A 22,858-nucleotide genomic window follows, 5' to 3' on the forward strand; every position below is an offset into this window, starting at 1 on the left:
TGCAAATATTATTGATTTGATTTATATTCGAATTTTGAAAGGCAAGGTTTTAATACATGGAGTATGTTCAATATACTTTTGGTACACTGGCAAGCATTGTGATGGTTGCTCTTTGTATACCTCAGATTATTCAATTACTAAAGACAAAAAAAGTTGGTAATGTTTCCTATCCAACTTTCATAATTTATTTCTTTGGTGGTTTTATTTTTGTTTTAACAATGCTGCTAAAAAGTGGCGTTGGTGTTTATAAATTGGAAGACCCAATTGTAAATGTACTTGGTAATGTGATATTTACAATTTTAATGGCTTTTACAATAACATTGTTCTTTATTTATGATACAAAAGCTAAAAATGGTTTTAAAATTGGAATTGGTTCACTACTTTGGTTATTAGTTTTGGTTGGCATTACTTTTACAATTGCTGCTTATTCAAGTCCTAAAGCACGATTAAACTTAGGTGCAGATAATGGTTGAATGATTGCTGCTTCAGTTATTGCTACTTGTTGCTGTGCATTACCATTTACAATTCAAATCGCTAAAACAATTAAATCTAAAAGTGCTGACGGAATCAGTTTGCCAATGCTTTATTTAGGAATAATCTTAAATGCTTTATTATGCATTTACTTAGGTTTAGTTGTTAAATTTAATACACCTACCTGATATGTTTTTGTAATCTTCCAATTAATTGCTATTGTTGTCTATGTAATTCAAATTTATTTCTATTACTACTACAAAAACAGAACTTCAAAACAACAAGAAACCAATGTTGAGAAACAAAATTAAAAATTAATTTATTGAGGTTTTATAACCTCTTTTTATTTGCTATTATTGTTTAATTTGTAATAAAATTAAAATCACAATTAACAAACTAAATAAGGAGTAAACATGAAAATAGATAAGAAAGAGATTAATAAGTTTTATAAAAAATATGCCAAGAATTCAACTAACAAACTAATTGAAAGTGCAATGACTAAAAATGGAATTTTTAACGCTAGTTATAATAATGATATGCAAGTAAAACATAACTTTGAATTCAACACACAAGTTACAAAAACCGGGATTACAAATCAAAAAAGTTCCGGTCGTTGCTGGATATTTTCTGGCTTAAATATGCTTAAAGTTAAAGCTTCAAAAAGCCTTAATGTTGAAAATTTTGAATTCAGCGAAAACTACTTTTTATTTTGAGACAAACTAGAAAAATCAAATACATTTTTACAAATTATGATTGATATGCCAGAGTTAAAATTTGAAGATAGACTTTTTTCATTCTTAATGCAAGGAACAATCAATGATGGCGGATATTGAGAGTGAGTAGCAGGATTAATCAAAAAATATGGTGCTGTGCCAAAAAGTATTATGCCTGAAACATATAACTCGAGCAATACTCACGCTTTAAATATTGCTCTAAATACTCAATTAATTAGTGCAACTAAATTAATTAGAGATGCAGTTAAAAATGGCGCAAGCAAAGATGAACTCTTAAGTATTAAGCATCAATGCCTTGAAATAATCTTTGAAATTTGTGCTAAGACACTTGGCTTACCACCTCAAAAGTTTTCATTTGAATATCGAGACAAAGATAAAAAATTCAACAGAGTTGAAAACATAAGCCCTGTGGAATTCTTACAAAAATATGTTGGCGATGATTTCTTGAATAAGGTAAATTTACTTGATGATCCACGTAGTGAAAATCCTAAAAATAGACTACTAGTTGCTAAATATTACAGATCAGTAATTGAAGAAAAAGGTTTAGAATCTCTTAATGTTACAATGAGTGTGATTAAAAAAGCTGTTATTGAATCATTAAAAGATAATGAGCCTGTTTGATTTGATTGTGACGTTGATTCTTATAGTGATAGAAAAGGCGGAATATTTGACTTAGAACTATATAAGTACGAAGATATGCTAAATATAAAAAATCAATTGTCAAAAGAAGACAGAGTTAATTATCGACTTTCTGCTCCTACACATGCAATGACAATCATTGGTGTTAATTTAGATAATGATGGCAATCCAATTAATTGAGAAATTGAAAATTCGTGAGGTGATGAAGTTGGTAAAAAGGGGTATTTTTCAATGAGTGATAAGTGATTTGAAGAATATGTTTTTGGCGTTATTGTTGATCCTAAATATGTTGATAAAGAGGCTCTTAAAGGTCTAAATAAACCTGCTATTGAACTTGAACCATGAGACCCACTATCATAGTTAATTTTAAAGTTACAAAAAATAACCAAAAAGGCTGTTTTATAGGCTTATTTGGTTATTTTTTGTAATCTACTTTTTTGAACTTTATTGCTAAGTAAATTGTAATTGAAATTAAAATTACTAATGCTATTGTTATTAGAACTGCTGGTCAAACTTGTGCTGAATTATCAACTTTTTCTACTTCCTGTATATGGAAGTTTATCATACAAGCTGGACAATGGCATTTATCAATATGAATAGTCATTTTACCTCCTAAACAAATGCAGTAATGAGTGCAAAAGTAAGTGAAAAAATTAACAATGTTGCAATTATGTCAGTAATTGTTTTAATTAACGAAACAGATATTGAACTTGGGTCTTTTTTAAATTTAGCTCAAATTATTGGGAAAGCAGCACCTAATAATTTTGAAATGGTTAATGATAATAAAAGTGCTATTGATGAACCAATTATTATTGCTCAATAAATCATTTTTTGAACTGACATTAAGTCTTTTGTTACTGAAAAATAAACACCAAGACGAGCAAAATTAATAAGAGCTAGAATTAATCCGCTAATAAAGCCAATTAAAGTTTCTTTTCAAATTACCTTAGCATACTGATTAGTTTCAATTTCTTTTAATGCTAATGCTCTATTAACTGATATATTAGCCTGTATTCCACTATTACTTGTAGTACTATTAATTACTGGAATTAGTGCTGCAAAAGCAATGGTTGCAAGTGAGATAGTTGTTGCTTGCTGATTAATTCTTTTAGCAATGCTTCATGCTCCAAAATGAACTATAATTTGGGTTACTGTTGCAAAAAGCAACAATAATATTAACCACAAAATTCTAGATTTAAGAATTTTGTATCAAGGTGTTTTTAAATATTCATTCTCATTAACTTCATGGCTATTAATACCTGCAATTTTATATAGGTCCTCGGTTGCTTCTTCTTTAATAACATCTATAACATCATCACTGGTTATCATACCAACAAGTCTTTTTTCGTGGTTAACAACAGGTAAAACAGACATATCATGTTCACTAAATACTTGAGCGGCAATCTCAGTTTTATCATGCACCGAAACATATGTTACAGGATTGTATATATCATCAATTTTTGCATTTGGATCAGCAAAAATAATTTCCTCTAAGGTTAAAACGCCAATTAGTTTATTTGTTTCATTAACTACATAGTAATAATGAACTAATTCAGCATTTTTCTTTTTGTAATCACGTCTAATTTTATGTAAGGCTTGTTCGCATGTATAAAAATTACTAATTGACGAAATGTCAATAGACATTATGCTACCAACTTCATCATCTTCATAACTAAGTAACTTGTTTAATTCAGTTCTTTTTTCGCGTGGTGTATATGCTAGTATTTTACTTGTAACATTAGAAGGTAATTCTTCTAAAACATCTGCTAATTCATCACTTTGCAATTCTTGAAGTAATTTCATTCCCCAATCTTCTGTAAAACTTTGAGCCAAATTAGATTGAACTTCTTCATCAAGGTAGCTAAACAATTCAGCTGCTTCAACCGTCTTTAATAAAGGTAAAAAAGTTAATTGTTCTTCTAACTTTAACTCATTTAGTAGTGCTGCAACATCGGCCATTGGATTATTATCGATGAAATCTCTGGCTTTTGCAACATTTTTAGTTATAATAATTTCTTGCAGTTCGTTCTGTAAGTTAATTTCTTGACTTTCGCTCATGTTAATCCTTTAAGTATTTAACTAATTGTTCTTGAAATTGTTCAAGACGGATGTTGTAAAATGTTCCATTCTTAACAAACTTTACATCTCCAGTTTCTTCACTAACAATTATTGTGGTTGCATCACAAAGTTCACTAATTCCCATCGCTGCTCTGTGGCGCGCACCATATTGGTTATCAATTGATTTTCTTGTTATTTTATAAAATGTTGATGCATAATAAATTTTGTTATCACGGATAATAACTGCTCCATCATGAAGTGGACTATATTTATTAAAAATTGAAATCAGTAGGCTACTGCTAATGTTTGCATTCAAAATAACACCATCAGTTCTTAAATTATCAATGTTGTCATTATTTTCAATTGTTATCAAAGCACCGACTTTGTTCTTTGATAAATATTCAACTGCTTCCCGAAGTTGGTTGATCAATCTAATTTGACTACTTTGTCCTAGTTTTTGGAAGTGTGTACGAGCCATTTTATTTTTAATTGAAGAAATAATAAGAGGCATTATTGAGATCAAAATTAAAATAACTAATAAAACGATTATTATATAAGAATAGATATTTTTGTCCATAATTTCTTCCTATGAGTAAATTCTTGAAATAAGAACGGCTAAAAGTGTGCAAAGCAAAATAATCGTGATTGACAAACTAGCACCTAAAATTCTTAAAACTAGTTGTTGTCTTCTAACTTTTGGATCAATTTTGCTTTCTTTTTTAACTAAACACATAAATTCTTCACACTCACCACTAATTGGCTTTTGTTCCTCAATTAAAGCAGGATTAGCTAATTCAGCTGCATTTTCATCATAAAGTTTTTGTAATAATTCTCTTCTTTTTTGGATTCTTTCAGCACATGTTGCTGGGTCTCTATCAATAATAGCCATAAATACCTCTTTAATTAATATTTAATTTGATATTAATACTTTATATTATAATACAATAAGAAAAATTATTTAGAAAGTAAAAAGCCGAGCAACGCTTTTGCTCTGGCTTTTTTTGTAAAAAATTCACTTTTTAAATTATTTTGTTAAATCACAAAATTCAATAATGGTTTTTTTGATTGCTTCAACATCATTTAGATTGCTTAAGTCACTTTTAAGGTTTATAAACTTTTCTTGTTTTCCGGAAATCAAAAGGTATAAATTATTGTAAAAATCATATTTTTTGTTTTCTTTAAACATTCTTACATATTCACTTACATAAGTATCGCATAATGTTTCAATTTTTGCTAAATATTCTTTTTGGAAATTGCTGTCAACTTTCTTTTTTTCCATGATTTCTTTAACGCCATTAACAATTTTTGTTTTTAGATCTCCATTTATTGTAAAAATTTTAAATGATTTAGCAACTTCATCTATTACAGAATTAATAACTGCTTGTTCAGTTGATTCAATTTTATTGTTTAGTTCCTTTAATTTAGAAAGTGTGCCACTATATAAATTGGATACATCTTCATAATTATCAATTGATTCATTAATTTTATGCTTAAGAGACTCAAAAGCACCAATTTGTTGATTAAGTTCATTTATTGCTTTTTTGATTTCATTAACTTTTGCTGACGTTTCAGTTGTCAAAGTTATTTTGTCCTTAAGTTTATTATTTAATTGTGTAAATGATGTAACAATTCTATTAAATGAATCAATATTAGTTTTGTATTTTGGAATTTCATTAAATTCATTAATTTCTTTTTTAAGTGCTTCGTATTTTTGTTCTTTTGTTTGTGAACAACTCGAAGACAAAACAGGAATAGTTGCAAAACCTAAAAGAACTGTACTATTTCTAATTATTGATTTAATTTTGTTCATTTTTCTCCCTAGGTAATAAGTGTAAATTTACCATATTTAAATTATAGAAAAATATTGAAATAAAAGAAATTGAAGCTTATAAATTCAAAAACAAGATAAAAAATGTTGCTTATGAAAATTAGAGAAATGGGGTGTCGCTTCTAAATGACACATTACTTTTCTAAATCTCAAATTAATTAAATATTTTATAGTTTTTTGTATAACTTTTAATGTTTATGTCAAATAACTGTGCTTTTATTATTCAATAGGTATATAAATATCATTTAACATCAATTTTTTATCAGTGTAAAAGTTCTTTCAAGATTCATACGAAACTTTAAAATCAATTGTAGCATTACTTGGATGAATATAAAACGATTTTGTAAATTCGTTTGATTTATCAAAACGTAGTCAATCATAGTAATGTAATTTAACTTCATTATTGAATCCATCATTAAAATTTATAATGTTATAAAAACAAGAGAATAAATAACTTCTATCAAAACCAGCATTCTCTCTTCACGTTAACATAGTAGAGAGATAGGCTGAATTAGAAATGACATGTGTTGAATATAAATTAATAGGTAACCTTAACTCGTCCGCAAGCAAATTCTCTGAATTTAACCCTGGATATACTTCTGCACCCTCTTTGTAAAAAGAATATGCTCTTAATCTTTTTTTCTTACCAAATAAACTTAGTTTTCAGATTTCTGAAATATTATTAGCTTATTCCGCAGAATGCAAAGCACCAAGAATTCTAGTTTCACCTGCAAATTTTCAATGACTTGCATATTCATTATGATTATAGTTTTTATCACTGTCATCGATTAATTCAATAGTACGTGAATTATTTTTCAGAGATTGATTTGAATTAAGAGTTAATAGAAGATTAGCATAGTATATTTTTTTACCCGAGTTTCGGAGTTAGACACACTAAAAAGGCTCAATTTTTGGCAAAAAGCACAAAAAACATTAATTTTTAGGCATTTTTTAAGCTTTTCTCAAAAACGTGTTATATGCATTTAATTACACTTTTTCCCTTATTATTGACAGAAAAGAATTAATTACATTTAACTATTTTGTGGTATTATTTAATTTATCGGCACATTTTAACCTTAAAATTGTAAAAGTGTTATTAAAATTATTGCCAAAATTTTACCAATATGCCTATTTTATAGGCAAATTGTTCATTTTTTAATTTTTAACTCCGAAAGTCGGGACACATTACTTTTCTAAATCTCAAATTAATTAAATATTTTATAGTTTTTTGTATAACTTTTAATGTTTATGTCAAATAACTGTGCTTTTATTATTCAATAGGTATATAAATATCATTTAACATCAATTTTTTATCAGTGTAAAAGTTCTTTCAAGATTCATACGAAACTTTAAAATCAATTGTAGCATTACTTGGATGAATATAAAACGATTTTGTAAATTCGTTTGATTTATCAAAACGTAGTCAATCATAGTAATGTAATTTAACTTCATTATTGAATCCATCATTAAAATTTATAATGTTATAAAAACAAGAGAATAAATAACTTCTATCAAAACCAGCATTCTCTCTTCACGTTAACATAGTAGAGAGATAGGCTGAATTAGAAATGACATGTGTTGAATATAAATTAATAGGTAACCTTAACTCGTCCGCAAGCAAATTCTCTGAATTTAACCCTGGATATACTTCTGCACCCTCTTTGTAAAAAGAATATGCTCTTAATCTTTTTTCTTACCAAATAAACTTAGTTTTCAGATTTCTGAAATATTATTAAACTTATTCCGCAGAATGCAAAGCACCAAGAATTCTAGTTTCACCTGCAAATTTTCAATGACTTGCATATTCATTATGATTATAGTTTTTATCACTGTCATCGATTAATTCAATAGTACGTGAATTATTTTTCAGAGATTGATTTGAATTAAGAGTTAATAGAAGATTAGCATAGTATATTTTTTATATGATTCAAATAATTTATTTAATATCTCTTCATACTTTATTTTAGAAATAATTAAATTATCTTTCTTCAAAATATTAATTATATTTTTAACAATTTTATATTCATGTTTTAACAAACTAAAGAAAGCATCCAGAATAAAATGTGAATCATTACTATTTAATTTATTGAATGCTTCTTCTTTATTTGCTCCCACAATTGTTTGAATATTTTTAACCTTCTGAGTAATTGAATATTCTAACCCATATACAATGTAATCAAATTTCTTTTTATAACCAAATAAATCTTGATTATCACTACTTACACCATCAATCTTTAAAAATTTTTCATTTGCATTAATGTTATTATCCTCAAATCCATAAATTACTCTATCAAACCCATATTTTTTATACATTTCCTTGTTGTTTTTCAGATTTGGCCTTAGTCCCGACTGGCTCATTGCATCTTTTAAAGCCATTGTTTTATTTTTAAAATTATCATCACCACTTCCAAGAATCTTGACAATACTATATTCAAAAATGTTTTTTTTCATTGTTTCAATAATATCTTGGGGCATCAAAGTTGTAAATAACGTTATAACCAAACTTATCTACTAATAAAGTTTTAGCCAGTGTTACTATATAAATTTTAAATAATTACCTATTTTCACCAATTTCAGTTACAAAACCTACAAAATAGTAAAAAACAAAGTGAAATAATCAAAAATTTCCTTGTTTTTTTATTTAGTTTTTGATATAATATATAGTAACATTACTATATAAAAAGGAAATTAAAGATGGCAATACCAAAAGAAATATTATCGATTGAGAGACCAAAAGGAACGATTGTAAGAAACAGTTTTGGAATTTATTCAGTTGTTAAGAGAAGTTCAAAATATGTTAACGGAAAAGTCTATTCCCTACAATATTGCGGTTATTGGAAGAATAGAGAACGGCAAATATATAGCATTAAAAGAACCAAAATACATGAAAAACAATAAGAAGGTAGTAACAACAATAAAGGACTATGGAAATGTTGCAATTTTTCAAAAACATGGCAAAAACATATATGAACAATTACAAAAACATTTTGATGAATTGACAGACTAAGAAAATTTATTTAATATCATTAATTCGATGTGCTTATCCAAAGGCCACAAACAGAGATTTAAAATTTTATTATGAAACTTCTTTCCTATCGGAATTATTTAAAAATGTTGGTTTAAGTGAATCCATGATGCCTGATTTTTTGAAAGAGTCGGAAGAGATTATGCAAAAATTGAGAATTTCATGGTTGATAGAATTAACCAGTTTAAAAAATCTATTCAAATTATTGATGGTACATTAAAATCATACAATTCTGATGATTCTGTTTTTTCTAAATGATCAAGAAAAGGAAAAATAAAAGGTAGTAAAGATTTTACACTTTTGTATACATACGATTTAAAAACAAAAGAACCAATCTATGGTAGACCATATGCTGGAAATATGTTGGATTGCACTATATTTGAAGACTATTTGGAAAATATAGCTAAAAATGATGAGTTAATAGTTGGGGATAAAGGTTATTGGAATTCTAAGATAATTAAGAAGATTGAAGAACACAAAAAATGAGATATTTATTTCCAATTAAACGTTCTTCAAAACTAATTTCAGCAAATAATTTAATGGATAATTTGATTCCATTAATGATAAAAGATAGAAATTTACTTGGAAAAATTACTAATATAGGAAATAAATACTATTACACAATTAAAGATTTAGATATAGAAGCGAATGAAAGAAAAGTGCTTTTTAAAATGTCACAAAAGAAGAATAATTTTGAATTTCAAAAATTTAATGATGAAACTATAAATCTAGGTACAATAATCTTTGAATCTAACAGCAAACTATCACTTGAAGATGTCTACACAATATATTCTCAAAGATGAGAAATAGAAGAAATGTTTAGATTTTATAAGAACATTTTAGAATTACCAAAAACAGGAGTTCATTCTGAATATAGACTTATATACAACAGAGTTTATTAATTACATTTCATTGATAATTTCAATGAGAGTTAAGAACGAATTAACAAGGCTGAACCTAATTGAAAAATATTCATATAATCAAATTATCAACTATCTAAAATCATTTAAAAACAATCGTCCAATGGTGTTGATTGAAGAAATACTAAATTATTAAATTACATTGAAAAACTTGCTGAAATTTTAGCCATATAGTAACATCTGTTAAAACTTTTTTAATCTACAATGATGTTGTAAAAATTTTTAACAAAAAACAATAAATCATTGGCAAATTTTGAAAAATTATTGTCATTTGTAATAGAAACATAATTATTTCAGTCTATTTGTTCATTTATAAGTTTACTATATATGTCATCAATTACTTTTTCTATTAATTTTGTTTGTTCTAGAATAAATTCGCCCGCTTCATCATTAATGTATTTAATATCATTGTGTTCATATTCAGAAAATTTTTCATTTATATTATTTTTATTATTTACATAATCATTAAATTTTTTAAATATTTCTATTCAAGCAGTCACAAATCTTTCTTTTACTGCTTTAAAATTATGTGATTTTTTATTTTTGAAATCATCACTATTATTTATTTTGTTGCTTCTGTAATTATCTTATTTCTCGCATCAATATTTCTTTGATAACCCTTTAAATGTGGTTCAGCTAAACTTGATAGTTCTTTAACATTTTTGCTTACATTATCAAGAAAATCGTTATATAAAATTCTTAAATAATCTAATTCTTTAGCCTTAGTATTAATTTCTTTTGTTGATTTAAATAAATTATCAAATGAAGATTTAACAGAATTGTAATTGTTTTCTTCTCACTCAATTATGCTTGTTGCTTGTAATGAATTATTTTTAGTTTCTATTTCATCCTTGATACTTCTTGCATCACTTAATTCAATTAGTTGCTTATAACCTTCTAGTTCATTATGTTTAGTTACAATAGCTGATGATAATTTGTTGTTAACGTTTGAAGTATTTGCACTTTTTATTGAATTATAGTTTTTAAAATCAACTTCAAGTAGTTCATTTGTAAGGTTAAGTGTGCTCAAAAATTCAGTTAAGTCAGTTGCTGTATTAAGTTTACTTCTATGATCTTTTGACAAAAATGTGTTTGTATTTTCTAATTGATCACTAATTGTTGAATATGAAAACCCAAATGCATTAAATGTATCCAGATTACTCTTTACATTTTCATATGAAGTTTTAAAAGCATTAAGTCTATGTTTACCATAATCTCATAATTTAATACTTTCTTTTCTCAATTTATTAATATGTGTTTTAATTTTAATAAACGAATCAATTACTTCATTTCGTTTAGATATATATTGTTCTGACTTTAAATTTGTTAAATCTTCACTACTTTGTTTTGCAAATTCTTCGACTTCATTCCATTCACTTTGTAATTTTAATTTTTCCATTAAAAAATCTAGATTGACATTTAAATTTTTTAATTTTGACTTTATCTTGACTTTGACACTTTAGAAATTCATTTTTTAAAAAAGCCTATAAAATAGGCTTTTATGGAAAGTCTATTATTTAGATTCTAGTAAAACAGGGCCTAATTCATCGACTTTTCCCCATTTAGGAATTATTTGATAACCTAATGATTCTCTTAAATTTGTGTAATCTTCTGGTTCTCTAACTCTTAAAAAGTATTTTTCTTTCTTGTCTAAACTCTCAATAAGTACTATTTTTACCTTTCTCAATGCATCAACAATTCTGTCGGTTGTTAAACTGTTATTAGCCAATGAACTTAATGAAAATTCTATGAATCTTTCAATAACTAATGCTAAATAACAAATCATAAAATGTCCTTCAATTGTTTTTTCTTTTGACAAATAAACTGGTCTAGTTTCAAAAGTTGTTTTTAAAATCCTAAATGATTCTTCAATCTTTCATAAATTTGAATATGTTCTTATTACTGTTTCAATGCTTAAATTTTTGTTGCTTGTATATATTCCGTAAAATCCATCTCATCTTGCATCATCTATAATTTTTCTTCATTTAATGAAATTTCTCCAACAGAATAGTTGACATATTTTTTGCCACCTTTTTTAATTCACTCATGGCTTTTGAGCCATTTTTTCAACACAACTTTTGGCTTTTTAATCAGTCTTTCTCTATCACTTTGATCTTTTTTCTTCTTTTTCTGAAAAACTTAAAATTAAATTTCCATCTAATGAATTATCAAGTACTAATTCATCCTTAATTTTTTAGTTAATGGTGCTTTTTTACATAAAAACCATCATTGCTTGCTCATATGTAGCAAGGTCTATAATGCCAGGAACAAGGTTCTTATTTCCTTTAATTTTGTGAGACATTATGAACTCAAAACCATCTTTTTAAGTTCTAAAAGATTAGGACCAGAGTTTAATCCTCTGTCTGCAATAACAGTAATATTTTCAATACCTAATTTTTCCTTAACTTCCTTTATAAAAGGGACAAAAGTTTTAAAATCACTTGTATTTCCGGCAAACAATTTGTAGGCAATTGGAATTCCATAAGCATCAATCATCATCCCAAGAACAACCTGTACATTATTAATTTTTGCATCCTTAGAAAACCCGTAATCTAACAAATCGTTTTTTCTATACTTTCAAAGTAAACAGTTGTAACATCGTAAAATGTTTCTTTTAGGTTTCTATCAAATAGTTTGGCTAATTTTTTGTTGATATGTTCAATGATATCTAGCCTTTCATCACACAAAATTTCAAGGCTTCTGTAGATTGATTTAAGGGTGTCATCATTCTTTATTGTATACTCATCAAAAATATTAAATGTTTTACTTTTTGAACAAGGTTTTAAAAATCTCATTGCGACTAAATTTTGGACAATATTGTTCAAATCGTATTTGATTCTCTTCATATTCTTTGATTTCTCAAAATATTTATCTAGGTCTAACTTTCGGTAAACATTGTTTAGTATTAAATTGCCATAATTTAAAACTTCTAATTCATTCTGATATTTATTGTGTATCTTGTTTTCATCTCTAATATCATATTCACCGTCAATGCTATCGTCAGATAAAACATCTTTAAATGTCCCAAGCATTCTGCCTAAAAGTACTTCTTTTTCTTCCTTATCTTTTGAATACTTTTTAAATTCATTTCTCAGGTTTTCTAAAAAATTAGGATCGTTTTCTTCTAATTTGGATAATAATCCCAAATTTTGGACAACCTTATGTTTACAAGATTTGCTTTCTTTATCTCAATAACTTTTCACAATATTAACATATTCTTTATTTCTAACTCTAATAACTTTAACAAACATAATTATATTATACTATGTTTTACTAGAATTACAAGAAAAAATAAAAAATTCATATACTATGTATATGAGCCTTATTTTCAATGTGTTTTAATGGCCAAAGTGTCAAAGTCAAGAATGTATCCAGATTACTCTTTACATTTTCATATGAAGTTTTAAAAGCATTAAGTCTATGTTTACCATAATCTCATAATTTAATACTTTCTTTTCTCAATTTATTAATATGTGTTTTAATTTTAATAAACGAATCAATTACTTCATTTCGTTTAGATATATATTGTTCTGACTTTAAATTTGTTAAATCTTCACTACTTTGTTTTGCAAATTCTTCGACTTCATTCCATTCACTTTGTAATTTTAATTTTTCCATTAAAAAATCTAGATTGACATTTAAATTTTTTAATTTTGACTTTATTGAATTATCAATAAAAGTTATAAGAGTAGATGTTCGATTCTTTTCCTTGCTAATTAAATCAAGTGATTTATGAATAATTTCACTTGCTTTTTCAAGTTCTCAATTGTTGTTATTTGATGAATATTTTGTGATTTCATCATTTAGTAAGTATAAGTTGTCATAATTGGCTTTTTGGACACTATAGTCAAGCAACGTTGTTTGTTCTAATACTTTTGAATTGTCTAATTTTTCTTTTAGTGAAGTAATTAAATTTGTATTATATTTAATCATTTCATTATTAAATTCATTAATAGATTCATTTGCACTTTTTAGATCACTAAGAACGCTGGTTCTCGATAAATAATTTTTATGTTTAATAATTTTTCCATCGTGACTAAAATACTTATTTACTATCTTTTTGCTTGTTGGTACTTTGAAATATCTAAACCAACTGAAGTTTGTATTGTTTCAATCTCAGTGTTACTAATTATCTTCTTACTGATTGAATTAGTGATCTTGTTCTCGTTAAACTTTGCTAGTGCCCCTTCATCTCAAACTTTATAATCTTCACTAAGCAATTTTAAGCCAGATAAAATATAGTCTTTTGTTAGTTTCTTCTCTTTCTTAAATTCATCATTTTCTTTTTGTTTCTTGTAGTTGTCAATAGCTAATTTAAGTTCATTAAATTTAGTATCTTTATTTTCTATTGATTTTATGAGAAAATTATCACTATCTCTTAAATTGTATACTTCAGTAGCCAACTTTTCACACTTGTCAAATATTTTTTGCAAATGCTCAACTTGACTAATATTTAATATTGTTTCTGTTTCTGTAACAGCTTCAGGTATTCTTTCTTTAATAAGTTTATATTGTTTGAAGTTCTTTTTTGCTCTAAGAAATGAATTGTTTCCAAAGTGGTGACCAACCTTGTATTTATCTTGGCTTTTTTGGATATTAATTAATTCATCACTTAGCTCTTTGTTTAATTGCATTTGTTTATTGTAAGAATCAAGAATCATATTAAGTTGAGCCTTAACTTCATCTTCTAGTGGCTCATCCTTAATAATATTTACTAAGTCATCATGATTTTGCTTAAGTTTTTTATTGAACTTAGTGAAACTGTCAATTTTCGTATCAAATTCCTGCTTGATTTTTTTATAGTTAGAATGGTCTACTGATGCACCAGCGATTGTACCTATTGATATTGTCCCAACTATTCCGCTAGCTATACCAGCAGTAATCCCAATAATTTTCTTGTTCTTTCTAGTCATAAAGACTCCTTTTCCATTTATTTCAAAATGAAGTATATATTCTTTAACAATCAAATATATTTTTGGGACATTAGGAAAATAATGTCATAAAAAATGTGTCATTTTCTAAGTGCATCTATGTTGTTAAATTGCTTAATTTAAAGAAAAATAAATGACTTGTACATGGAAGAAATTAAGGCAACTGTAATAATAAGTAGCCTTTATATATTGAAATTGCATATGTAATAAAAAGTATAAATTCAAATACAGGATAAAAAATTGTCGCTTAATTTGTATTAAAAAAATCAATTTTAAATAAAAAAATATTGTTTTTATTTCTTGTCAAAATATGAATTATTTGGGTGTTTTATTTGTAAAAATAAGAATATAATTTAAAAACATATTTTAAAACAAAAAAGGAGGTAAAAAAATGTTAAATATTTTCAAATATATGCCACTAAAAATTAAGTTTTTTGCTTTCATTAGTGCATTTTTTGCAATTATACAGCCTTTTTTGTCAATGCTTAATCCAACAATAACAAAACAACTTATTACATTGATTGCAAATGTTCAAAACGGAATTGAAATGAAGCAAGTTAATTTATTGTTTTGAAACATAATTACTAACAGTACAAATCTTAGTATAGTTTATTTAATTTCAATGGCTATTGGGTTTGCATTGTTGCTAATGATAGTAGCTTTCTTAAGTGCATTTTTTGCAACAAAAACCTGTATTTATGGGACTTATTATTTAAGAAAAGCATTGTTTGAGCATTTACTTACTCTTTCAAGGAGTAAACTAGAAAAATATAGCGTTGGAAGTTTACTAACGCGTTTTAGTAATGATTTGAGCAAAATTAGAGATGGTATTTTTATAGTTATTAGAGGTCTGGTTGTTTCTCCATTTTTTGTAATTTGAGGTCTTGTATTCACAACTACAACAAACCTTTATTTATCAATTGCGATTTATATAACTATTCCATTCTTAATTGGTGGAGCAATATTTGCAATTTTCAAATTATTTCCTTTTTATCGAAAAGAAAATTGAATTTTAGATCAATTAAATGAACAATCAAAAGAAGATATAAATGCCGTTGCTTTAATTAAGTCATATAACCTTGAGGAACAAAGATATCAAAAATATTTTTCAAAAAACCAAGAATGATTTAATGTATATAGTAAGAATGCCACATTTAGTTCATATGCATGACCTATAATTAATGTTTTTGTGCTTTTTGGAAATGTTATAATTTTTGCCTTAATAGCCTTTTTAATAGGCAAAAAAGGTAATGACAACATCTCAAAATTAATTGGTGATATTTCTCAGTTTACAGCTAATTTAAGCATGATTTCAATGGGTGTTTTTAACACATTATTTACTATTAATAGATTATTTAGATCAAGTGTTTCAGCTAAAAGATTTATTGAATTAATGAATACAAGAAGCGAAATTCCTTATGTTATTAGTGATAATAAAATAACTAATGGTTCAATTGAGTTTAGGAATGTTAATTTTTCCTATCCTATCTATAAAAAAGGCGAATTGGTCGATTCAAAGGTAGCGTTGAAAAATATTAATCTAAAAATTGAATCAGGTCAAAAAGTAGGGATAATTGGTAAAACAGGTAGCGGTAAAAGCACTCTTGTAAAACTTTTATCACATGAATATTTACTCAATGAAGAAGATGGAAAAATTCTTATTGATTCACATAATATTAACGAAATTGACACGGCTAATTTCTTTGAAAAAGTTACACATGTTTATCAAAAACCAATGATCATTTCAGGTTCAATAAAGAAAAATATTACATTCTCGAACGATAAATTTAGTGAACAAGAAATTGAACAAGCAATTAATATTTCATGTGCTGATTTTATAAACGAATTAGATGACAAATACAGTGCTAAAGTTGATCAACGTGGTAAAAATTTTAGTGGTGGCCAACGCCAAAGAGTTGCAATTGCACAAGCATTGATTAAGAAACCTAAAATCTTAATTTTAGATGATTCTACTAGTGCACTTGATAATGAAACTGATCTAAAAGTGCGTCAAAATATTAGAGATAACTTAAAAGAAAGTACATTAATTATAATTAGTCAAAAGATTAATTCAATTAAAGATTCAGATCAAATTTTTGTTCTTGATAAAGGAGAATTAATTGCTAAGGATAAGCATGATAATTTAATTAATAATTGCAAAATTTATCAAGAGATTTGAAAATCACAGGAAGAAGAAGGGGGTCAATAATGGCACGTAGATTTACCAATATTTACCTTCGAAAAAAAGGTGAAAAAAGGGTTGGTTTAAAAATTTTTTTTAAATTTTTAACTAACTTCGAAATTTCAAGAAGTGTTTGAGTTTTCACAATAATTTTTGGTTTTTTTGTTGCATCATTAACAAATGTTGCGTCTTGGTTAATTGGTTTTATAACTGACAAATTTTTAGATTCAAAAACATTTAATATTGCAAATTTTAGGATGAAAGATTACATAATTTTTGTAATATTACTTGCTTGTTTATATATTTTTATAAAGGTTTTTGAAATTAGTCAAAGGCTGACAATTTCAAAACTATCTGCTAAAATTGGATGAAATCTAAGACTTCAATGCTACCAAAAGATTCAACAGATGCAAATGAGCTATTATGAAGAAGAACAAACAGGTGACATAATGTCAGCACTAACTAATGATATACAGAATATAACTCAAGCAATATGAGATATTTTAGTTTCTTTCATAGCAATAATATTTGAATTTACCTTTATAGCAATTATGATGTTTGTTTATGCGCCCTTACTTGCTATCATTATTTTACTAATTGCACTATTTAATGCTTCAATTATTTTCTTAATTATTAAAAGTAATCAAAAATTTTATATCGAGCAACAAGAAAGACTTGGACAATTTAATGGTTATTTGGAAGAAATTATGGATGCTCTTCCACTTGTTAATTTGCATCAACAAAGTCAAAGCGTTGCTAAGGAATTTGATAAATATTCAAAAGCATTAGTTAAACCAGATGCAAGTGCTGGGTTTAGAATGAATATAACATTTCCTTGATTTCACTTTAGTAAAACACTAAATTTAATAATATTAATTTCAACTGCTGCATTATTTGTTTATTATGATATTCCTATTGGTGGAATTAAGCCTTTAAGTGCTGGAGTTGTTATGACTTTTGCTTTATATCTTTTTAGAATTAACGATAATATCTTACTAATTCTTGAGATTGTTAATGGAATTCAGCACGGTTTAGGTTCAATTGTTAGAATTAATAAAATTTTAGCTCTTAATCCACAATTTGATGAGAATAAATTAAATGAATTAGACTATAAAACAGGTAAAATTGAATTTAAAAATGTTTCTTTTGCTTATCCATCTAATCCAGATAAATTAGTTCTAAAAAATATAAGTTTTACAATTGAAAAAGGTAAGTCCCTTGCACTTGTAGGACACACAGGCTGTGGTAAAACCACAATTGCAAAACTATTATCAAAATTTTATGTCCCAACAAGTGGTCAAATTTTAATAGATGGACAGAATATACTTGATATCAAAAGCAAAAGTTGAAGAAATTATATTGATACAATTTTGCAAGAAACCTACATCTTTAATGACACTGTTAAAAATAACTTAACAATAGTTAATCCTAATATAAGTGAGCAAGACTTTGATAAAATAGTTAATAAAACATCAATTAATGAATTTATAGAACTAATGCCGAATAAATATGAGACATTTCTTAAGTCAAACGGAAATAATTTAAGCGAAGGACAAAAACAATTAATAGCAATTACACGTTCACTAATTGCCTCAAAACCAATATCAATTCTTGATGAGGCTACTTCCAATATTGACACAATTACCGAGTTTAAAATTCAAAAAGCTATGAAACATTTAATGAAAGATAGAAGTATGTTAATTATTGCACACCGTTTAAGCACAATAAAAAATGTAGATGAAATTCTCGTTATAAAAGAGGGAACGATTATTGAGCGTGGTAGTCACAAACAATTATTAAATCAAAATGGACACTATAAGAAAATATACGCTCTTGGTGTTAATGACTTGCTCATTGAATAAACAAAATTAAAACTAGGCGTTGAACCCAGTTTTAATATTTGGTGCCCGAGACAGGACTTGAACCTGCAAGCCGTTAAGCACTAGATCCTTAGTCTAGCGTGTTTGCCAATTTCACCACTCAGGCGCATGAGTAAATTAATTTTACCAAAGTTTGGCTTGCTTTGATATTTTTTTACCCATTTTTTGATTTTTCGGTTGAATTTCTCCTAATTCTTCAAATAATTTAGATATTCCACAATTTTCAAATGATGGACCTATATAATTTGCAACTGCTTTTACTTCATCCATAGCATTTCCCATAGCAATAAATGTTCCTACTTCAGGTAGTGCATTAATATCATTACCACTATCCCCAATATGAGCCGCATTTTTAGCATCTATATTTAATAAGTTACAAACAAAGGCATTACCTTTACCTTTTGTTGCACTTTTATGCGTTATTTCAATTGAATATCCTTTTGATACAATATGAAAAGATAATGATGGATATTTATTAGTCAAAAATTTGTAAAATTTGTTAATTTCCTCTTTATCCTTTCCAAAAGTTAAAATTTTTGTTACTTTTGAATATTTAGGCATTTGCTCATACTTAAATTTATCAAGTTTTGCAGTTCACGGTCTAATAAACGGACTTGTTTCGCAAGGACCAAAAATTTTATTATCTCCATTGAAAATTATGAACATTTTTTCTTTAATTAATAATTCAACAACACTATCAACATCACCATTCTCAATTTCATATTTGGCTAAAATATTATTATTTTTATCAATGATTAATGCACCATTTTGACACACAGCATATGGACATTTTAGTTTATCAATTAATGACAAAACAAAAGAACTATTAGCTCTACCAGTTGAAATAACAACTGGTTTAGATTTATTTAATTCAACAATAGCTTTAACATTTTCTTCTGAAATCGTTTCCTCTCCATTAGGCAAATCTAATAGGGTTCCATCTAAATCAATAAAGTAAGCATCAATATTTCTTTTCATAGTTTTAAAATTATCTCCTTTAAATGTGAATCGATATATAAAAAAAACACTATTAATTATTAACAAATAACATTATTCTTTTTATCATTTTTTGTTTAAAAAAATGAAATAGGGAGTTATTTGAGTATCAACACAACATTTTCGTTCTTCTAAAATTTACCAATATGACTATTTTATTGGCAAATTAGTCAATTTAGATTTTTGTAGCTTTTTCAATACTGCAAGTTCTTAAAAAATTAATATATGTCAAAAAAGATACAATTAAGCCGAAAAAATAATATGTTTCAAATTTAAAAGATTTAACAAACTCTTTTGTTTCACGATCACTTATTTTAGTGTTCTTGTTTATAAAAGACAACATTTTAACTGAATTATCATAAAGAGTTGTGAAATAGTTAAAATATGGATTATTAAAAATAAATTCAGGTACAAATTGAGCATTAAAATATTCAAAACAATAGTTTTTAAGATTTATACACTTAATTTCAATGTCATCTTGACTATAAGATAAATTTATAAAATTTAGTAGTGTACTAAAAAGTGATTTGTAGACATAAATATAAAATTCAAGTAGTTTTGATATAATCTGGTCTTTATTACTGTAATAAAATTGATAATCTTCAAGTGGTTTTTCAATTTTCAGTTCATTGAATTTAGTGCAAAATTCATTAAATTTGTCATCAGCTAATTTTCTAAATAATTCATTAGAAACAATTTCAAACTTGTAATTTGAAGAATTATTATGGTCAACTTTTAAATTTCTAAATAATTTAGTTTCTGCATTGTTTTTATTATTTTCACCATTAAGTTCAGTAATAAGATCTTTAATTAAATAAAGAAACATACTTTCACAAGTATATTCATCATCAAAGCCACTTAAATTAAAATTTTTAACATGTTTATTACGAATTCTTAGATATGATAATCACCTACTAAAAATGGACATACCTTCTATTTTTCGAATTGCTTCTAGATAAAAATAAGCAAAATCATCCTCAAAAACTCATAATGAATATTTTTTATCTTCAAATCAAGTCATTTTTTTAAAAAATTCTTGTTCTTGATCATATATGAATTTAGATTCAACACATTCTTCGCATTGACTTTCATACTTAACTCTAAATGCATAATATTTTGAATCATAAAATGGCATAAAATAAATTCTTATTTTTTCATCACTATCAGTCACATTATCCTTAATATATTTTTTAATCAATTCAAAATACTGCTCATTAAAATCTTCTCATTTCTTAAGTTCATAACATGATGATTTTTTGCTGTTGCGTAACTTTGTTATGTAATTGTTAAATTGTTTCTTTGTTATTGTTACATTTAATTCCATAAGTATTTAAATTATATAAAACAATATAAAATGTACTGTAAAATATTGGTATTAAATATAAAAATGAAGTCTTGCGAAAAAACAATTCATTATTATTTTTTTAAAATCTTATTATTTTTATATAAAGTGAAAAAAATCACTTATGTTAGGCCTTGGGACATAATCAATTAAACAAGAAACTTTGAATTAATCAAAATATTAAATATTAATGATATCTAAACTTTAATTTATAATTAAATAACAATTTAATAAATAAGGACGCAATGATGACAAGTAAAAAAATGAACAAATATATTGCTAGTTACTTTCATAAAACTGAAAAAATATTAGCTAAATATAATAAAAATAATGTAATAGTTTTGCAGTTTTTTCAGCGACGAGACAATAGTTTACTTGCAGGTATGCAAGAAGTTCTTGACTTACTAGAAAAAAATACTGATACCAGTAAATACATTATCAGATATTTACCAGATGGGACTATTATAAATAATTTGGAAGTTGTACTTGAATTAGAAGGACATTATCATGATTTTGGTAAATTTGAGGGTTTAATTGATGGAATTCTAACTAGATCAACATCAATTGCATCAAATGCTTATGATTGTGTTCAAGCTGCAAAAGGTAAAAATGTAATTTTTATGGGAGATCGTGCTGACCACTACCTTATGCAGGAAATAGATGGTCGTGCAGTTGCGTTAGCAGGAATTAAATCAGTTTCAACAGAGGCCCAAAATATTCTCAATAATGAATCAACATTTGGCTCAGTTCCACATATATTAATTCAAAATTTTGGTGGCAATACAGCGAAAGCAATGCAAGCTTATAGTGAACTTTTTCCTCAAAACAAGATAATTTCATTAGTGGACTACCACAATAACGTAATTGAACAAGCATTAGAATCTTACAAAGTTTTAGGTAATAAGCTTTGAGGTGTTAGAATTGACACATCTAAAAATATGGTTGACCATATGTTTGATAACCAAGAAGAAAACCCAGAACACTATGGAGTAAATATCGAACAAGTCAAAAATTTAAGATCAGCCCTAGATAAAGTTGGTGCTAATGATGTCAAAATAGTTGTTAGTTCTGGTTTTAACGCAGCTAAAATTAAAAAATTTGAGGAAGCAGACACTCCAGTTGATAGTTATGGAGTTGGTGCCGGAATATTTAAATTTGTATCTAGTTTTAGTGCTGACGCAGTATTGCTAAATGGCAAAAAAGAAGCAAAAGAGGGTCGCGAATATAGACCTAATCCAAAATTGCAAATTTACCATTCTAAAAAATAATCAATTTTCCAAAACACCTACAAAACAGTCGTTTTGGAAAATTTTTATAATTAATAATACCTTACAAAAAAATCTCAAAATTCAAAAAATTAAGTATAATTTAATTATCAATTAATATGAAAGGGAATTAAAATGAAAAAACAATCATCGGCTTTTGTGGGCGTTAGTTTATTACAAACATCAATCATAATTGTTTTATTTGTTATAGGAATGATTGAAGCAATTAAAGGTGCAGGCTTTGGCCTTCTAATTTATGGTGCTGTTGGTTTTACTCTTGCACTCCAAATAGTTATTTTGTTCTTTGCGTTTGTATTCAAAAAGACAGGAAACAGCGGGAAAATAGGAACACTATTAATTATTTTCTTGTTTTTAATGTTAGCAGCAACAATTATTTCACTATCGTACACAATTTGCTTTACACAAGGTGCAAATATTAAACCTAATGGACAACAAGTTTTTGGAATTGTTTCATCAATTTTAACATGAACATTGGCAGTTCCATACCTTGTATGTACAATAATCTTTTCTATTAAATCAAAATAAGAAATTAACCTGCAAAGAGCAGGTTTTTTGATCTTTTTATA

At 26.4% G+C, this 22,858-nt stretch carries 27 protein-coding genes and 1 tRNA gene; 10 read left to right on the forward strand and 18 right to left on the reverse strand.

All coding sequences use genetic code 4. The annotated features are described in order from the left end of the window. Positions 1–56 precede the first annotated feature (56 nt). Together NPA07_RS02865 and NPA07_RS02870 are read left to right on the forward strand one after the other, a co-directional pair. Positions 57–782, forward strand: a complete 726-nt coding sequence (locus NPA07_RS02865) for a PQ-loop repeat-containing protein (protein WP_126118619.1) — start codon at positions 57–59, stop codon at positions 780–782. A 102-nt stretch (positions 783–884) separates the two neighbouring features. Beyond that, entirely contained in the window at positions 885–2,204 is a 1,320-nt protein-coding gene (locus tag NPA07_RS02870) for a C1 family peptidase (RefSeq protein WP_256553078.1), read from the forward strand. Between the two features lie 55 nt (positions 2,205–2,259). On the opposite strand, the gene NPA07_RS02875 is transcribed toward NPA07_RS02870, so the two are convergent. The 8 genes from NPA07_RS02875 to NPA07_RS02910 form a co-directional block, all read right to left on the reverse strand. Beyond that, the gene (locus NPA07_RS02875) at positions 2,260–2,448 is read right to left on the reverse strand and encodes a hypothetical protein (protein ID WP_126118620.1); all 189 of its coding nucleotides are present in this window, start codon (positions 2,446–2,448) and stop codon (positions 2,260–2,262) included. Positions 2,449–2,456: 8 nt separating this feature from the next. Further along, entirely contained in the window at positions 2,457–3,902 is a 1,446-nt protein-coding gene (gene mgtE, locus NPA07_RS02880; protein WP_126118621.1) for a magnesium transporter, read from the reverse strand. Between the two features lies 1 nt (position 3,903). Then, on the reverse strand, positions 3,904–4,413 hold the full coding sequence (locus NPA07_RS02885; protein WP_235659583.1) for a diadenylate cyclase: 510 nt from the start codon (positions 4,411–4,413) through the stop codon (positions 3,904–3,906). Between the two features lie 75 nt (positions 4,414–4,488). Then, entirely contained in the window at positions 4,489–4,791 is a 303-nt protein-coding gene (locus tag NPA07_RS02890) for a hypothetical protein (protein WP_126117821.1), read from the reverse strand. A 135-nt stretch (positions 4,792–4,926) separates the two neighbouring features. Continuing rightward, positions 4,927–5,712, reverse strand: a complete 786-nt coding sequence (locus tag NPA07_RS02895) for a hypothetical protein (RefSeq protein ID WP_126118622.1) — start codon at positions 5,710–5,712, stop codon at positions 4,927–4,929. Between the two features lie 237 nt (positions 5,713–5,949). Beyond that, on the reverse strand, positions 5,950–6,222 hold the full coding sequence (locus NPA07_RS02900; protein WP_126117825.1) for a hypothetical protein: 273 nt from the start codon (positions 6,220–6,222) through the stop codon (positions 5,950–5,952). A gap of 778 nt (positions 6,223–7,000) precedes the next feature. Further along, entirely contained in the window at positions 7,001–7,273 is a 273-nt protein-coding gene (locus NPA07_RS02905; protein ID WP_126117825.1) for a hypothetical protein, read from the reverse strand. A 347-nt stretch (positions 7,274–7,620) separates the two neighbouring features. After that, entirely contained in the window at positions 7,621–8,181 is a 561-nt protein-coding gene (locus tag NPA07_RS02910; protein WP_256553079.1) for a hypothetical protein, read from the reverse strand. A 322-nt stretch (positions 8,182–8,503) separates the two neighbouring features. Here NPA07_RS02910 and NPA07_RS02915 point away from each other — a divergent pair, with 322 nt between their 5' ends. From NPA07_RS02915 to NPA07_RS02930, 4 genes are all read left to right on the forward strand, one after another. After that, a complete protein-coding gene (locus tag NPA07_RS02915; RefSeq protein WP_256553080.1) occupies positions 8,504–8,737 on the forward strand; it encodes a hypothetical protein in 234 nt (77 codons plus the stop codon). A gap of 180 nt (positions 8,738–8,917) precedes the next feature. Then, complete coding sequence (locus tag NPA07_RS02920) at positions 8,918–9,277, forward strand: transposase (RefSeq protein WP_256553081.1); 360 nt, start codon at positions 8,918–8,920, stop codon at positions 9,275–9,277. Next, the gene (locus NPA07_RS02925; RefSeq protein WP_256553082.1) at positions 9,238–9,657 is read left to right on the forward strand and encodes a transposase; all 420 of its coding nucleotides are present in this window, start codon (positions 9,238–9,240) and stop codon (positions 9,655–9,657) included. Before NPA07_RS02920 ends, NPA07_RS02925 begins: the two co-directional genes overlap by 40 nt. 22 nt (positions 9,658–9,679) lie before the next feature. Beyond that, a complete protein-coding gene (locus NPA07_RS02930) occupies positions 9,680–9,811 on the forward strand; it encodes a hypothetical protein (RefSeq protein WP_256553083.1) in 132 nt (43 codons plus the stop codon). Positions 9,812–9,869: 58 nt separating this feature from the next. On the opposite strand, the gene NPA07_RS02935 is transcribed toward NPA07_RS02930, so the two are convergent. The 7 genes from NPA07_RS02935 to NPA07_RS02965 all read right to left on the reverse strand — a co-directional run bounded on the left by NPA07_RS02935 (position 9,870) and on the right by NPA07_RS02965 (position 14,588). Beyond that, entirely contained in the window at positions 9,870–10,175 is a 306-nt protein-coding gene (locus NPA07_RS02935) for a hypothetical protein (RefSeq protein WP_126117828.1), read from the reverse strand. Positions 10,176–10,237: 62 nt separating this feature from the next. Further along, a complete protein-coding gene (locus NPA07_RS02940; protein ID WP_126117829.1) occupies positions 10,238–11,074 on the reverse strand; it encodes a hypothetical protein in 837 nt (278 codons plus the stop codon). 114 nt (positions 11,075–11,188) lie between these two features. Then, positions 11,189–11,461 (reverse strand): hypothetical protein, encoded by a 273-nt coding sequence (locus NPA07_RS02945; RefSeq protein WP_256553084.1) that lies wholly within the window; start codon positions 11,459–11,461, stop codon positions 11,189–11,191. 515 nt (positions 11,462–11,976) lie between these two features. Continuing rightward, positions 11,977–12,234 (reverse strand): transposase, encoded by a 258-nt coding sequence (locus NPA07_RS02950; RefSeq protein ID WP_256553085.1) that lies wholly within the window; start codon positions 12,232–12,234, stop codon positions 11,977–11,979. Continuing rightward, entirely contained in the window at positions 12,228–12,926 is a 699-nt protein-coding gene (locus NPA07_RS02955) for a hypothetical protein (RefSeq protein ID WP_256553086.1), read from the reverse strand. The genes NPA07_RS02950 and NPA07_RS02955 overlap by 7 nt, the downstream gene beginning before the upstream one ends. A gap of 28 nt (positions 12,927–12,954) precedes the next feature. Then, entirely contained in the window at positions 12,955–13,608 is a 654-nt protein-coding gene (locus NPA07_RS02960; RefSeq protein WP_256553087.1) for a hypothetical protein, read from the reverse strand. A 119-nt stretch (positions 13,609–13,727) separates the two neighbouring features. After that, positions 13,728–14,588, reverse strand: a complete 861-nt coding sequence (locus NPA07_RS02965; RefSeq protein WP_256553088.1) for a hypothetical protein — start codon at positions 14,586–14,588, stop codon at positions 13,728–13,730. Between the two features lie 409 nt (positions 14,589–14,997). Here NPA07_RS02965 and NPA07_RS02970 point away from each other — a divergent pair, with 409 nt between their 5' ends. Together NPA07_RS02970 and NPA07_RS02975 are read left to right on the forward strand one after the other, a co-directional pair. Next, positions 14,998–16,815, forward strand: a complete 1,818-nt coding sequence (locus NPA07_RS02970) for an ABC transporter ATP-binding protein (protein WP_126118566.1) — start codon at positions 14,998–15,000, stop codon at positions 16,813–16,815. After that, positions 16,815–18,650 (forward strand): ABC transporter ATP-binding protein, encoded by a 1,836-nt coding sequence (locus NPA07_RS02975; RefSeq protein ID WP_126118565.1) that lies wholly within the window; start codon positions 16,815–16,817, stop codon positions 18,648–18,650. The genes NPA07_RS02970 and NPA07_RS02975 overlap by 1 nt, the downstream gene beginning before the upstream one ends. 39 nt (positions 18,651–18,689) lie before the next feature. On the opposite strand, the gene NPA07_RS02980 is transcribed toward NPA07_RS02975, so the two are convergent. From NPA07_RS02980 to NPA07_RS02990, 3 genes are all read right to left on the reverse strand, one after another. After that, positions 18,690–18,774: transfer RNA gene (locus NPA07_RS02980), tRNA-Leu, on the reverse strand. Between the two features lie 17 nt (positions 18,775–18,791). Then, positions 18,792–19,646, reverse strand: coding sequence for an HAD family hydrolase (locus tag NPA07_RS02985; protein WP_126118564.1), 855 nt, complete (start codon positions 19,644–19,646; stop codon positions 18,792–18,794). 193 nt (positions 19,647–19,839) lie between these two features. Then, complete coding sequence (locus NPA07_RS02990) at positions 19,840–20,988, reverse strand: hypothetical protein (RefSeq protein WP_126118563.1); 1,149 nt, start codon at positions 20,986–20,988, stop codon at positions 19,840–19,842. Positions 20,989–21,254: 266 nt separating this feature from the next. On the opposite strand from NPA07_RS02990, the gene NPA07_RS02995 reads away from it, so the two are divergent. Both NPA07_RS02995 and NPA07_RS03000 read left to right on the forward strand, forming a co-directional pair. After that, entirely contained in the window at positions 21,255–22,274 is a 1,020-nt protein-coding gene (locus tag NPA07_RS02995; protein WP_126118655.1) for a nicotinate phosphoribosyltransferase, read from the forward strand. 132 nt (positions 22,275–22,406) lie between these two features. Next, complete coding sequence (locus NPA07_RS03000; RefSeq protein WP_126118562.1) at positions 22,407–22,817, forward strand: hypothetical protein; 411 nt, start codon at positions 22,407–22,409, stop codon at positions 22,815–22,817. Positions 22,818–22,858: the final 41 nt, after the last annotated feature.

It is taken from the genome of Mycoplasmopsis caviae (assembly GCF_024498215.1).
Taxonomy (GTDB): Bacteria; Bacillota_I; Bacilli_A; order Mycoplasmatales; family Metamycoplasmataceae; genus Mycoplasmopsis; species Mycoplasmopsis caviae.